Genomic DNA, 15,310 nt, shown 5'->3' on the forward strand with positions numbered 1-15,310 from the left:
AAGGAGGGAAGGGCCGACGCCCCATTTGATGATACGGTCCACAGCAATAAGGGAACCAATCATGGGTACCATGGGGTCTACTGCCTTAAGGATATCCAAATAAGGAATTGTTCCAAGGAAAAACAAAAACCACAACCAAACCAATTTAGATATGCAAAAGAGTATTGTACTTTTCTTTATTTTGGGAATCACGGGCGCCATAATCTCCCAGGAACTGCCAAAGTTTGTGCCCCCTTCGCCCGAAGCGGCAGCATTGGCAAAGTTTATTAATACCCCTGTGAACCATAGTACCGGGCTTCCTTCCATAACAATTCCCTTTTACACCATCCAGACCAAATCAGGTTTGAGTATTCCCATATCCATAAGTTATCATGCTTCCGGCATCAGGGTGAACGAACATGCCACCCAAGTGGGGTTGGGCTGGAAATTAAACACAGGCGGAACGATATCTTCGGAAGCCTATGGGGAAACAGATGGCTATAATACCAGAAAATACCCTGATTTTGCCGGCTCAGTCAATGAAACCCTAAAACAATTCGACTTAATTGGTATAGATGATGGGTTACGGTTTTATTGTGCCTCTCCCGAATCAATGACATTATCGTACAACTTTGCTTTGGAGGCCACGGGAATTGGCGCCTTCACAGCTGGTAAAAATAAAATATACGATACACAACCCGATATATTTTATTACGAGACACCCAATGCATCCGGAAAGTTTATTTTGGATTCCGATAACAATGTACATACTGTTCCATATGCACCAATAACCATTGAAAAAGGACTATTTTACAGCATTAAGGACGAAAATGGAAACTTGTTCCAATTCAACGAACTCTGTTCAACCAGCGTTTTCCCGAATACTTTCATTTTATCGCAAGACTATGTAGAACAGATAAAACTATCTAAAATTACAACCCATTTGGGGGAGGACATCAATTATTTTTATTCCCCCGAGAATTATGAATATAAAAATCCGGAAACTTTTATTGATTACCATAGGATCCCATCTGCAGGATGCGGTGATAAAGTATATTATGACAATCCAAACCCCAAAACAGAGGTCAGTAACAAACGTCTTGACCGAATTGAATTTGACGAGGGGTACATTGAGTTTACGTACAGCACGAATGTAAACTACAAAATTCAAGGTTCAACGGACAGAAAAGACTTACCGGATGCCAGTGCATTAAGGCGTGTTGTGGTGTACAACAACAATGGTCAAATTATCAAGGATTTTGAATTGATCTACAGTTATTTTGAATCAACTTCTGGTTTGAGCAGCGATCCTGACAAATACCGACTAAAACTGGATACAGTACTGGAAAGAGGAGAGCTGCCTTATGAATTCGTTTACAATGGAAATGGTTCCATACCCCACAGATTATCAACACAGCAAGATTATTGGGGGTATTATGGCGGAAACGGTGGTCTGATACCTGAAATGCGTTTTCAAGACCTTACGCTATCGGGTAGTGACCGTTCAGTCAATGAGAACTTGATTAAAACCGGTACTCTGGAAGAAATTAGCTACCCTACCGGCGGTAAGACCAAGTTTTACTTTAATGAGGTCAATTACACACATCCGCAACCAGAACTTCAGGCCCAAGCAAATACCACACCTACATTCTCAACACCGGGAGACCATATATTTCAAGTTCCAGCCGATTCAAACAATATCCTTCAAGTTTATTTCAATAACGATTGTGGTAATGTTACCAATGATCAACCCCTGACCGAACCTTACTGTATAGTAACGCTTTACGATAATAATAATACCACGTTGCTTTATAATGTCAATTCCAACATTTATAATGTTGATGCGACCCCTGGGCAGACCTATACATTCAGACTGGAAACAAATCCCTTTCAACCTTGTAATTGCAGTGTTTATATGCAGGGTAATGAGGAAACAGAGGTTATGGTGGATAAAAAAACACAATTGCCCGGTCTACGTCTGGACAGAATGGTCAAAGAGCCCGTGACAGGGGAACCTATTGTCACTACGTTCGATTATAGCATTCCAGGCACCAATCGCATAAGTAAGGATGTCGTAATCCCCACCTTTGGTTACGTGGAGACCAATGTGGATGTTCCTTTTCTGAGTTCAGGTAGAACGTGCCATTATTTTGTAAGGAAAGGAACACCTGTTATTTCCAACCGTTCAACTTACGAATATATCACCGAAAATACCATTGATAATGGTTATGTTAGATATCACTACAAGCCTTCAACCTCTTCCAATAACAGTAAAGGGGCATTGAATTTAGGTCTTGCCGCTTCAGATGGTGGCAAATTACTTTCCAGGGAAGTCTATTCAAAAAATGATACCATGGTTTATAAGGAAGACTATACCTATGAATCGGATTATAGTGTGAACCAACTATCCAGTGATTACAGGAACAATTTCCCGGAGGCCGTTACTTTGGGCATGAGTTTTAACAGTAATGGCACTTGGGAAGAAACATGTATGCCATCACAAGGTCCACCTTCCCCAATGCATTATATGGATTATAACATCTATCATTTCAACAGGGCATGGGTAAAAAACACCAATAAAACGAGCACCAATTATTATTATGATGGCAATGGTGTTCTGTTGGATAGCCTAGTGGTTTCCAATGATTATACCTATTTGGACCATAGGCATGCGCAGGTCAACCGGACCAGGGTCAGGGAAAGCAAAGGCGACACTGTTACCACACACATTAAATATGCCCATGATGTAAATTATGCACCACTGATTGACGAACATCGTATAGCAGCGCCACTGGAAACCATGACAACGGTCACAAATTCAGCTGGTTCGGAAGTATTCTCAGAAAAAACGGTTTATAAGGAATGGGGCAATACCATGGTATTGCCCCAAACCCTCCAGACCCTTAAAGGGGAAGCTTCCCAAACCAATCAACCCGAGGACCGAATCATTTACCACGACTACGACGACCATGGCAACCCTTTGGAAGTCAGTAAAGCTGATGGGGTACATATCCTGTATGTTTGGGGTTACGACGATACCCAGCCCATTGCCAAAGTAGGGAATGCTACCTATGAAAATTTGACCACGGCACAACAAACAGCGATAAACGAAGCCAAAGCAGCATCGGATAACGATGTAAGCGGCACGACTGAAAACACACTCCGGGTCAAGCTAAAAATACTACGGGATGCTTTTCCCCAAGCCCTGGTAACCACCTTTACATACGACCCTTTGGTGGGGGTCACCAGCGTGACCGACCCACGTGGTTATAGTACCCATTATGAGTACGATGCCTTTAATCGTTTAACGTTTGTGAAAGACCAGGACGGGTATATTGTAAGTAAGCATGAGTATCACTACAAGTCTCAGAACTGAACCATTAAAACCATAAAGTAATAGAACAAACAGCTTATGAATGTTTCTAGAATACTACTTACAATAACATTATTGGGATACTTCGGCTTTAGTAAGGCCCAAATTTATCAAGATAAGGATAATGATGGTTATGGTACAGGAACAGCTTATCTTTTGCCTCCTCCTGATGGCTATAATTATGTAACACAAAATGGCGACTGTAATGATAATAATAGATCTATTAATCCCGGAAGATCGGAATCGTTTGATGGTATAGACAATAATTGTAAAAATGGGGTTGATGAGGGATTTGCCATACCCATGCCAACGGCACCCACCGTTACAAGATATTGTGGGATCACACGGCTTACCAGGGGAAATTCCCCTTACAGTTTTGTTACTTGGCATTGGCAAAGTTCCCCCACAGGAACCAATACTTCAACAGGAGTTGCCAACAATAGTACCAGTACGTATAAAGAATTCACTTCCGGAAGTGTATATTATTTAAGGGCCCGTCATACCCCCACAGGGCGTTGGAGCACAGCTAGAACTATTAATTATGGTATAAATACTGTTCCATCAGCCCCTGCCACACCTAGTGTAAGTAATCAGTGTGGCCGTACTGTACTTACTAAAGGTACTTCACCATCAGGTATCACCTGGTATTGGCAAAGTAGTCCTTCAGGGACCAGTACGTCCAATAGTTCCGGTAGTATCACCAGGACATCTGGTAGCGTTTATTATTTACGGGCCAGAAATAATAGTACTGGATGTTGGAGTAGTACCAGAAGTGTAAGTTATAGTGTAAATGCTGTTCCGTCAGTACCTGCCACGCCCAGTGTAAGTAACCAGTGTGGCAGTACCGTACTGACTAGGGGAACGGCACCATCAGGTATCACCTGGTATTGGCAGAGCAGTGCCAGTGGTACCAGTACCTCAAATGCTTCGGCCAGTGTCACCAGGACCAGTGGTAGCGTTTATTATTTACGGGCCAGAAGTAATAGTACCGGTTGTTGGAGTAGTGTAAGAAGTGTGGGTTATAGTGTAAATACTGTTCCGTCAGTACCTGCCACGCCCAGTGTAAGCAACCAGTGTGGCCGTACTGTACTTACCAGAAGTGCTGCTCCATCAGGTATCACCTGGTATTGGCAAAGTAGTTCTTCAGGGACCAGTACATCCAATAGTGCCGGTAGTATCACCAGGACCAGTGGTAGCGTTTATTATTTACGGGCCAGAAGTAATAGTACCGGTTGTTGGAGTGGTGCCAGAGGTGTGGGCTATAGTGTAAATGCTGTTCCGTCAGTACCTGCCACGCCCAGTGTAAGTAACCAGTGTGGCAGTACCGTACTGACTAGGGGAACGGCACCATCAGGTATCACCTGGTATTGGCAGAGCAGTGCCAGTGGTACCAGTACCTCAAATGCTTCGGTCAGTATGACCAGAACCAGTGGTAGCGTGTATTATTTAAGAGCGCGCAATAACAGTACCGGTTGTTGGGGTAGTGCCAGAGTTGTGGGCTATAGTGTAAATGCTGTTCCGTCAGTACCTGCCACGCCCAGTGTAAGTAATCAGTGTGGCAGTACCGTACTGACTAAGGGAACGGCACCGTCAGGTATCACCTGGTACTGGCAAAGTAGTGCAACTGGCACTAGCACATCCAATTCAAGTGCATCCGTAACAAGGACTAGTGGAACAACCTATTATTTAAGAGCCAGAAACAATACCTCTTTATGTTGGGGTACTACCAGGGCAGTAAACTATGGTATTACACAACCTACCACATGGTATGCGGACAGTGATGGTGATGGTTACGGTAATGCATCCGTAACATTATCCGCATGTAACATTCCTCCCAATTATGTATCCAATAACAATGATTATGATGATACCACCATACATATAACCAACATTGCACCACACTATTTTTATCAGGATAGCGATGGGGATGGCTTCGGCGACCCGAATGTTAGCGTATATTACAGTGTGATGCCATCCGGATATGTTATTGACAATACAGATCAATGTCCTAATGAAGCTGGCCCATATAATGGCTGTAAGTATGCTCCTGTAACGTTATCGGATGAGAATTATGTTTACACCGGGGTATATCAAGTTCCCATGAGCGATGAATCAGAAATGAACGAAGATTCAGATGTTATAGAAAGTGTCACCTACTTTGATGGCCTTGGAAGGGCTAAACAAAGCATTGAAATAAAAGCAGCCCCGGACAAAAAGGACATTATCACCCATATGGGCTATGACGCTTATGGGCGACAAGCCAGGGAGTGGCTCCCCCATAGGGCGGCCTCGGGCAGTTTTGGTAGTTTCCGTAGCACGGCGGAAGCGGATACCGATAGCTATTATGTGGCCAATTATCAGGGCGATATTGTATCGGCAACACCCAATCCCTTTTCGGAAAGGGCCTTTGACGCCTCGCCCCTGGACCGGATACTGAAGCAGGCCGCCCCCGGGTACGATTGGCGTATGGGCGGGGGGCATGAAGTGGAATTTGGTTATGCTGCAAACGCGGCCAATGAGGTACGGCAGTACAGGGTCACCACCACCGTGGCCAACAACACCTATGCGCCAACGCTGGTCTCCGATGGCCACTATGCCGCCAGAGCGCTTTATAAGACGATCACCTATGATGAAAACCACGCTTCGAACTCCAAACTGCACAGTACGGAGGAGTTCACCGACAAACAGGGCCGTGTGGTGCTCAAGCGCACCTATGCCCTGGTGGGGGGCACCGAAACGGCCCATGACACCTACTATGTGTACGACGATTTTGGAAACCTGACCTATACCCTACCGCCCAAGGTGGTGACCGGTGATGGGGTGAGTGCCACGGAGCTCAGTGAACTGTGCTACCAGTACAAATACGACCACCGCAACCGCTTGGTGGAAAAGAAAGTGCCCGGCAAGGGTACGGCAAGTACCTGGGAAGAGATTGTGTACAACAAACTGGACCGGCCCATCCTGACCCGGGATCCGAACCTCAAGGCCAATGACCAATGGCTGTTTACCAAGTACGATGCCTTTGGGCGGGTGGCCTATACCGGACTGGTAAGCTCCACAAGTTCCCGGAGCGCACACCAGACCGCAGCGGATCAGGTGGCCACCCAGTACGAATCGGTATCGGCCACGCCCACCAAGTTTGAGTCCAATACCGTTTCGGTGCACTATGGAAACGATGCCTATCCCAAAACAAACATTTCCAAGATCCACACCGTAAACCATTACGACAGCTATATGGACACCAATGGCCTTAGCGTTCCCACCAAGGTACTGGAGCAGGCCACGGCCACCAATACCAGGGGCCTGGCCACGGTGGGCAAGGTACGGGTGCTGGGCACCTCCAATTGGATCACGACCATCACCGGTTATGATGTCAAGGGCAGGCCCATCTATACGGCCAGCAAGAATACCTATCTGGGGACCACCGATGTGGTGGAGACCCAGTTGGACTTTGGGGGCAAAGTGGTACGGACCAAGACCTCCCATACCAAGGGGACCAATGCGGCCCTGGTCACCACCGACGATTTTAGCTATGACCATAGGGGCCGGTTGGTAAAACAGGAGCAGACCATAGGTTCGCATACCGAAACAATCGTGGAGAACTACTATGATGACCTGGGCCAGTTGGTAAGCAAAAAGGTGGGCGGGGGCCTACAGGACGTGGACTATAGGTACAATGTACGTGGGTGGCTCACGGACATCAACGATGTGGGTAACACCGCCAAATTGTTTAATTTTAGGATTGGTTACAACCAAGGGACCAATCCATTGTACAACGGCAATATCAGCCGGACCCAATGGAGGACGGCCAATAGTGACGACAGTTCTTTGAAATCCTATGACTATACCTATGATGCACTGAACCGCATCATAAGCGCAGCGGACAATACGGGCAAGTTCAACGTATCCGGCATCATCTATGACAAGAATGGTAACATAGGCAAATTGAAGCGTTTGGGCTGGACCGTTGAAAGTCCTTCCTTGGTCCTAAATACAGGTTTTGGTACCATGGACGAACTGGTCTATACCTACGACAGTGGCAACAAGCTCACCAAGGTTTTGGACAATGGGAACGATACCTATGGCTTTACCGACAGCAGTGCGGACAACCAGGACTATTGGTACGATGGCAACGGGAACATGGTGCGCGACCTCAACAAGGGCATTGGGACGGCCAGTGTGGATGGGATCGGCTACAACCACTTAAACCTACCGGAAGAGGTAAAGTTTGACAACAGCAGTACTAAAAAGATTATCTATATTTACGATGCCCTGGGAACGAAACTAAAGAAAATGACCAACAACAACGGTTCTTTGACCACGACCGATTATGCGGGCAACTACGTTTATGAAAACGGGGCGTTGCAATTCTTTAGCCATCCCGAAGGCTATGTAAGCTTAGAGAACAACGGGTATAGATATGTCTACCAGTATAGGGACCATTTGGGCAACATACGGCTGTCCTATACGGATGATCCGAGTAACCCGGGTACGCCAACGATTATTGAAGAGAACAACTATTACCCCTTTGGATTGGAGCACCGTGGTTACAACAATGTTGTGAGTGCCAATGCAAACAGTACTGCCGAGAAGTTCAAATACCAAGGTCAGGAACTGGAAGAATCCTTGGGACTGGATTTATATGAATTTGAACTGAGGCAATATGACCCTGCAATTGGAAGGTTTACCTCAATTGATCCTGTCACCCACTTTGATTATTCTACTTATTCTGCCTTTGACAACAATCCTGTATTCTGGGCAGATCCAAGTGGAGCTGATGCTACACAGTTCGTGATGGATTTATTCAACAGATCAGGTAGTGGTGAAACCAAATGGACAAACAATAATGATGGTACTTTTTCGAGTGATGACGGACAAACAGCAGAAACTCCCAAGCATCAGTTTTATGGTGTAAACATAACAGGTGATGTCATGAATTTGAGTTTTGACAATGAAAACTTTAATTGGGTTACGGGGTATGGTGAAGATCCCACAGGACTACAAAAAGCTAAGGCCAGCGCATTTTATTCAGCTTTTAAGGGAATGAGTAAGGTCAAACAATTGAAGCTTTTGAAAAGACTGGGAGTTCCTTTGAAGCTTGCCAAAAAAATTGCAGGACATCCCGTATCGCCTATGGGAGCAATTAGTAGCATGACTAAGGCGGAACAAGATGGTCTCAAAGCACTTCCTGTTATCGGGGAAATCGTTGCGATTGCAACTTCAGATTTTGAAAGTGATGGTAGAGCGATTGACAATATGGTGAAATGGGACAATGTAAGGGATGGTTTTGATAATATGATAAGTACAGAAGTTTTAAATGATGTGATTCTGATTTACTCGAATGCGAATTTGTTCAGTGAGACTACAATAAATACAAATGAAACAGAATTATCGGATTCGAGATATCCGCAAAGAGATTATAAATATGTTTATTATGGTACTCAATATGGTGATACATTGCACATTTTTGGAAGATATGATAACCCTTTAAGAGAATAAACATGAAGCTACTAAAAGGAATTGCTTTTATTGCTCTGCTTGCAATAGGGAGCTGTGATTATCAAAAAGAGGCTTTAAAAGAGGAATATTATCCTAACAAGAATATAAAGCGTAAATACATTCTTAGCAGAGAAGGGCTGGTTACAGGTACTGACTCTATATTTCGTATAGATGGGACATTAAGCGAGGTCTCAATATGGAAAGATGGTAGATTGATTGATAGTATTGTGAACTACGATTATGAAGGTAATATCTCTGCGATAGGGAAAATCCAAGGTGATGAGCTTATTTTTTATCGAAAAAACGGTACAAAAGAAAGCGAGGTCAATTTGTCAGAAGGCTTGAAAAACGGATTACAGACCTATTACGGAGCAAATGGTCAAGTGGTTGGTTTTAAGGGATTTAAAAATAATATGGAAAATGGCCTTTTAATTCATTTGAATGAAAACCACACCCCAAAGTATATTAAACAATTGAATGAAGACGAAGGGAGTCAAATCCTAATGTCACATTATAGTGATGGTTTATTGAAATCCTTTAGGGTCTATGATAGTTCTGATAATGGTTATAGATTACTGTTTCATCCAAATGGAACCCTTAAACAGATTGGTGAAATTAAAAAAGGTAAGGCAGATGGCTTGAAATTCTTTTTTACAGATGAAGGAGAATTAGTTAAGAAGAGCCATTTTAAAAATGGAGATTTGATATCCTCCTTTTAAAAAATCTATAGACAATGGAAGAGATAATCAAAACTGTCTTAGAGTTTTTAATCGAATTTTTAAACAGCAACAAAAAGATTGTGATTGTTTTATCCGTGATAATGATTTTAATTTTTATCGCAGTTTTTTTGTTGAAATGAAATAGTAAGTAAAGAGAACTAAGCTTCTAAAACCCCCCCGCTACCGCCAGTCTACCTTTTGGCAGACAGGTCTGCGACTGGTGGCGGTCATGAGTAAGTAAAACCAACAAAAGGCGCAGTGCCTATATCATAACTTTTGCACCTTTAAAGGATGGGTAGAAACTACAAATTCCATAATGTTACAGCACCCTACTTTGTATCATTTGCAACGGTATATTGGTTGGATGTTTTTGTGCGACAACAGTATTTTGAGGTTTTGGTGACCAGTGTGGACCATTGCAGAAAGGAGAAGGGGCTGGAACTGTACGCTTACTGTTTTATGCCAAGCCACATTCATTTTATATTTCGTTCCACAAAAGGAGACCCTGGCGGTCTTCTTCGGGATTTTAAAAAGCATACGGCAAAGAACATGGTCAAGGCCATAGCGGAACACCCACGGGAAAGCCGGAAGGAATGGTTGTTATGGATGTTAGAAAAAGCAGGTAGCAAGGAGGGCAATGTTTCCAAACATCAATTTTGGCAGCACCACAATAAGCCGATCGAGTTATGGAGTACGGCGGTAATCAAACAAAAAATCGATTATATCCATGGTAATCCTGTGGAATCCGGATTTGTGCTACACCCAGAAGAATGGAAATACAGTAGCGCCAAGAACTTTTCGGACGACCATACCGTTATGCAAATTGACGAGATTGGTTTTCTTGATGGGTAATACCACCAGTCACAGACTGGCGGTAGCGGGGGAAAAGCTCAAATGATGCTTTTAAAGCATTTAATAAAGCTAAAGAAGCTCAATCAACCACAAAGGCTTTAAACAATACTGTAGGTAAAGTTAGTGCAGGTACAGTTGAAGAAACTACTAAAGCTACTACAGGAGTTGTTGAAGGCGTCGTGGAGGATAAAGTAAAACAATAAATGAGTTTTAAAAACAACAAATCATTTTTATTGCTACTACTAGTTTTAGTAGCTACACTTGCTTATGGCATATATTCTAGCATTAATAGTTCAAATGCTATAGAGAAGGAATCTGTAATGTCTAAATGTGTAATAACATCAAAATATAGTGTAATTAGTAGAGGCTATTATGTTAATTATGAGTTTTACGTTAATGGGAATAAATACGAAGGAACCCAAAAATTGAAGAAGAAAGATTTAGATATAGTCGAAGGGGACGAATTTGTAGTTGAATATGCCAAAAGTAATCCCAGTTACAATAAAATATATTTGGATAAAAAAATAACGGATGAATAGAAGTTTAATTATTGCTGTATGTATCTTAACAACCAGTACTTTAATAGGGCAAGAGTTTGAGGGTAAAATAATTTATAAGAATACTTACGAGAGCAATACCAAAGGAGTTAGTGATAATCAACTGAATTCATTAATGGGTACCATTCAAGAATATGTTATAAAAGGAGGTAACTATAAATCTTCAGTTAATGGTAGTTTTAATCAATATCAATTGTACCGCTCTGAAGAAAATAGGATTTATAATAAATTCTCAAATGCAGAAGCTTTATTTTGGAGTGACGCCAGCATAGAAGGGGAAAAAATATTGTCTATAGATGTTAAGGAAGACCAAGAAACAATACTAGGTGTTTCTTGTGATAAGCTGATAATGAAAACAACCAAAGGAAGCTATATTTATTTTTATAGTAGTAAATACCCTATAAACCCAACATTGTTTAGGGAGCATATTTTTGGTAACTGGTATGAATTCGTAAAAAGGGCCAAATCAGTTCCGCTTAAAATTATAATGAATACTCTTGAATTTAAGTCTATTAGCGTTGCTATTAAATTAGAGAGTTTAGAAGTGGATAGCTCCTTTTTTGACATACCAGAATTACCACTAAAACCAATTAGTGAATTAAGAAATTAAGATAACCTACCGCTCCGCAGTACCCGCCAAAGTGAACAGGGTTGAACTGCTGCGGCATTATCCCCCTGATGCGCGATCAACGAAGCGCATCGCGTTCCAAATAAAATTTAGTTTAAAAAGGAACCAAATCCGTAGCACCCGCCATAGACAGACAGGTTTGTAAGCTGCGGTATGATTGTTTTAAAAGTTTTGATAATAAAGCGAAGCAGCTAAGCTACTTCGCAGCGGCTGAATTTAAATACATGAAAAAAAATGGGAGTGGCAATATTTATTATATGCTTAATTATTTTTTTTATAGGATTATTCATTAAAAATGAAATGTTACCGATTGATTATACACCCACATCATATGAATCGGAAATGATAGAATATTTCAAAGAAGTGGCTTTAAAATCAGAATTTGATGAAAACATCGGTAGAATAATCAAATGGAAGAAACCTATGATTTTATTTGTTTCTAAAGATGACGAATATAAAAAACAAACAGAAGCAATAAAGAAGAGTATAAACAAAATTAATGAACTTGTAACGGATGGTTTTAAAATTGAATTGACTGAAGATGTTTCGAATAGCAATGCCATTCTTTTTTTATGCGAAAAACGAAAAGTTGAGAAATTAGCTCCTGATTTTTATAAATCTTTTACCGATGACATTGACATAGATATATCAGGCTTCGCTTATATTGAATTTAATTGGAGTAATTACAATATCAGAAAAGCATTTATTTATGTCGATCCCAAGGAACCAATAGATGTGCAAGAATCTACAGTATTGGAAGAAATAACACAAAGCATAGGATTGCCAAATGACCCTGAAAGTCATACCAATAGTATTTTTTACGAGCATAAATCTGAGGAGAACATTAACATCAAAGAATATTCAAAAATGGACTCGGATATTATAAGATTATTATATCATCCAAAAATGAAACCTGGGCTAAATAGCCGTCAATGTGAAAAAGTTATAAAGAAGATTTTACAAAAAGAAGCAAAAAAATAGCGTTATACCCGCTCCGAAGTATCCACTAAAGACAGACAGGTTTGTATTGTTACGGAACAATGGTTTCAAAAGTTTTGATATGGATGGAGCAAAGCGGTTGAGCTTCTTTGCGGCAGGTAAAACCTACCTATTTATTAAAGTATGAAAATAAACTGGCTCAATGCCCTATTTCTAGCAGGGGTAAGTTTAATGGTAGTTGTTTCTTGTATTTTAATTCTAGATACATTTGAAAAGAAAGACATTACCGAACGAAATCAAGAGGTTTTTGCTAAAATTATAGAAGCTCCAAGCTCTTGTAAAAACTTGGGACGAAGACCCCCTTACAGTAAAATAGAATACAACAATCAAATATTCATTAAAAAGACAGGAAATCAGTTTTGTCATCTTGTCTCAAAAAAAGAAAGTGTTAGGATGCTAACCAATGAAGAGGGGGACAAATTATTGTTTCCCAATGAATACGATTCTACGGAGTTTGTTTATGCCTCACTTTTATTACTTATAGCCGTTGTAATTACTATAAGAAAGTTTTGGTTATAAGATTTCCGCTCCGAAGTACCCACTAAAGGCGGACAGGGTTGAACTGTTGCCGCATTTCTCCCCTGGTGCGCAATAACGAAGCGCATCGCGTTCCAAAATGATTTTCCACTTATCGTCCAATCCATCCGCTTATGCAATTTGCCCCGGCTCCCGGACAAGTTTTACCTATTTTGGAGCATAACGATAAACCCGCCCCGCGGTATCGGCCAAAGGTGGACAGGGTTGTACGGCTGCGATATAACGGTTTCAAAAGTTTTGATACCAAGGCAAAGCAGTCAAGCGACTTCGCAGCTAGTAGCGACTGCGGAAAAGGGAAACCTACCCTTAAGGGTATTAAACGTAAGACTATGGAAGAAGCCCAAAATACACCAATCCCTGCAACAATTTTCAGACGGAAAATTGATGACAACGGACTTAAGTGAATGTATGGACAGGAGGTTCCGCAAAATAATTGAGAAATTGAAAAATGAAAAAAACAAAAATGATGTTGACAAAATCCCTTAGTATTTCCCAACCGACTTCAATAAACCCTGTTCCGTAAAAGTTGCTGTCCAATGATAAGAACATGAACCTATCAAGCACTATCCCTACCAATACTACGCCGACATTGGTAGCGTAAAACCAGAGGATTTCCCAAACGTATAAAATTCCCTTTGCAAATTGACAGCTTAGATTTCCTAAACCTGTTACATCGGTGTGACACTTTAAATAATTTGTAAGAATATTCCTATGTTTATACCTTTTAACTTTTTATTAACGTTTAACACTTATTTTTTTATGAGAAAATTTTTTTTAACAACAATGGTTATTTGTTTCACTATGGTTTCTTGTTCCAGAGATGGGAACGAAGAAATTGTCCCCCTTAATTCAGAAATACCTACTGATGCAAATTTGGTCAATCCTAATCAACAAGAAAAAACGGCCATTCCAATTCCAGGTCAATACATGGTTACACTTAAGGATGGAACTTTTGAAACGGTCAACACTTTAAAAGGAAAGATAAATAGCTTATCCAAGCTGGCAAAAGGAGATCAAAAGGCAGCTTATAAAGGAGTATCCGATCTGGTTTTGCAAACCTTAAAAGACCCTGAAATATTTGATTTTGGAATAGATAACACAAAAATTACAAAGGCATTTAGTTTTGCTTTAAATGGATTTATGGCAAAAGGACTGACAGATCAGGAGGCAGCCCTACTTGAAAATGATCCAAGAGTGGATTTTGTAGAACAAGATTATGAAGCTACGAACCTAATTGACTATACAGTTTCAACAGCTACCGCCAATACAGCCACGTTGACCCAAAGTACACCTTGGGGTATAACCAGGGTTGGAGGTGCCATAGATGCTTCCAGTAATACCAATGCTGTTTGGGTAATAGATACGGGTATTGATTTGGATCACCAGGATTTAAATGTGGATACTTCAAGAAGTGTAACTTATGTCACTACGGAAAGTGGTGCAAATGACTTAGGGGGGCATGGGACCCACTGTGCCGGTACCATTGCTGCCAAAGATAATGGCATAGGGGTCGTGGGTGTTGCTGCCGGCGCCAGTGTTGTTGCCGTGAAAGTATTGGATAAAGATGGTGGAGCAAGTTCTTTTGGTTGGATAACAAGCGGAATTGATTATGTTACTGCAAATGCCTCAGCCGGTGATGTAGCTAACTTAAGTTTAGGATTTACAAATGTAAGGGCATGGGATAGGGCTACCAGAAGATTGGCCAATTCAGGTGTAAAAGTGGCCGTGGCTGCAGGTAATGACTATGATGATTGTTCAAATCAAAGCCCAGCACGTGTAAACCATAGTAATGTTTATACCGTTTCTTCAATTGCCGATGGAGATTATTGGTCCCGGTTCTCCAACTATGGTTCTCCTGTGGATTATGCTGCTCCTGGCAGTGATGTCCTGTCTACGACTCCAGATGACAATTATGAATACTATAGTGGTACGTCCATGGCCACTCCTCATGTTGCAGGTATATTGCTGTTGGGAAATGTGGTTGCTGATGGGGTCCCATCCGGAGCGTATTGGGAAGTAGCCTACTACCCTGAACTAGGGGGTTATTGGTGGACGGGAGCCTATTCTCCCACTAATATTTATACGTATTCACTTTATAGATATGATGTAGACGGAAATGATGATCCCATAGCTACACATGGTCAATAATAATTGATGATGCCCAAAG

General features: G+C 41.6%; 10 protein-coding genes. All 10 read left to right on the forward strand.

The features are described 5' to 3' along the window. Positions 1-151: 151 nt before the first annotated feature. The 10 genes from L0P88_RS10090 to L0P88_RS10135 all read left to right on the forward strand — a co-directional run bounded on the left by L0P88_RS10090 (position 152) and on the right by L0P88_RS10135 (position 15,291). Positions 152-3,355, forward strand: coding sequence for an RHS repeat protein (locus tag L0P88_RS10090; protein ID WP_247134459.1), 3,204 nt, complete (start codon positions 152-154; stop codon positions 3,353-3,355). A 36-nt stretch (positions 3,356-3,391) separates the two neighbouring features. Next, positions 3,392-8,851, forward strand: coding sequence for a DUF6443 domain-containing protein (locus tag L0P88_RS10095; protein WP_247134460.1), 5,460 nt, complete (start codon positions 3,392-3,394; stop codon positions 8,849-8,851). Positions 8,852-8,853: 2 nt separating this feature from the next. After that, entirely contained in the window at positions 8,854-9,570 is a 717-nt protein-coding gene (locus tag L0P88_RS10100) for a toxin-antitoxin system YwqK family antitoxin (protein ID WP_247134461.1), read from the forward strand. A 291-nt stretch (positions 9,571-9,861) separates the two neighbouring features. Next, positions 9,862-10,422: an REP-associated tyrosine transposase gene (locus L0P88_RS10105; protein WP_247134462.1), complete on the forward strand. Its 561-nt coding sequence runs from the start codon at positions 9,862-9,864 to the stop codon at positions 10,420-10,422. Positions 10,423-10,625: 203 nt separating this feature from the next. Continuing rightward, on the forward strand, positions 10,626-10,961 hold the full coding sequence (locus L0P88_RS10110) for a hypothetical protein (protein WP_247134463.1): 336 nt from the start codon (positions 10,626-10,628) through the stop codon (positions 10,959-10,961). Then, positions 10,954-11,589: a hypothetical protein gene (locus L0P88_RS10115; protein WP_247134464.1), complete on the forward strand. Its 636-nt coding sequence runs from the start codon at positions 10,954-10,956 to the stop codon at positions 11,587-11,589. The genes L0P88_RS10110 and L0P88_RS10115 overlap by 8 nt, the downstream gene beginning before the upstream one ends. Before the next feature lie 252 nt (positions 11,590-11,841). Next, on the forward strand, positions 11,842-12,588 hold the full coding sequence (locus tag L0P88_RS10120; RefSeq protein WP_247134465.1) for a DUF2927 domain-containing protein: 747 nt from the start codon (positions 11,842-11,844) through the stop codon (positions 12,586-12,588). Between the two features lie 141 nt (positions 12,589-12,729). Beyond that, positions 12,730-13,125: a hypothetical protein gene (locus tag L0P88_RS10125; RefSeq protein ID WP_247134466.1), complete on the forward strand. Its 396-nt coding sequence runs from the start codon at positions 12,730-12,732 to the stop codon at positions 13,123-13,125. A gap of 131 nt (positions 13,126-13,256) precedes the next feature. Further along, positions 13,257-13,547 (forward strand): hypothetical protein, encoded by a 291-nt coding sequence (locus L0P88_RS10130; protein WP_247134467.1) that lies wholly within the window; start codon positions 13,257-13,259, stop codon positions 13,545-13,547. A gap of 355 nt (positions 13,548-13,902) precedes the next feature. Then, positions 13,903-15,291, forward strand: a complete 1,389-nt coding sequence (locus L0P88_RS10135) for a S8 family serine peptidase (protein ID WP_247134468.1) — start codon at positions 13,903-13,905, stop codon at positions 15,289-15,291. Positions 15,292-15,310: the final 19 nt, after the last annotated feature.

Source organism: Muricauda sp. SCSIO 64092 (assembly GCF_023016285.1).
Taxonomy (GTDB): domain Bacteria; phylum Bacteroidota; class Bacteroidia; order Flavobacteriales; family Flavobacteriaceae; genus Croceivirga.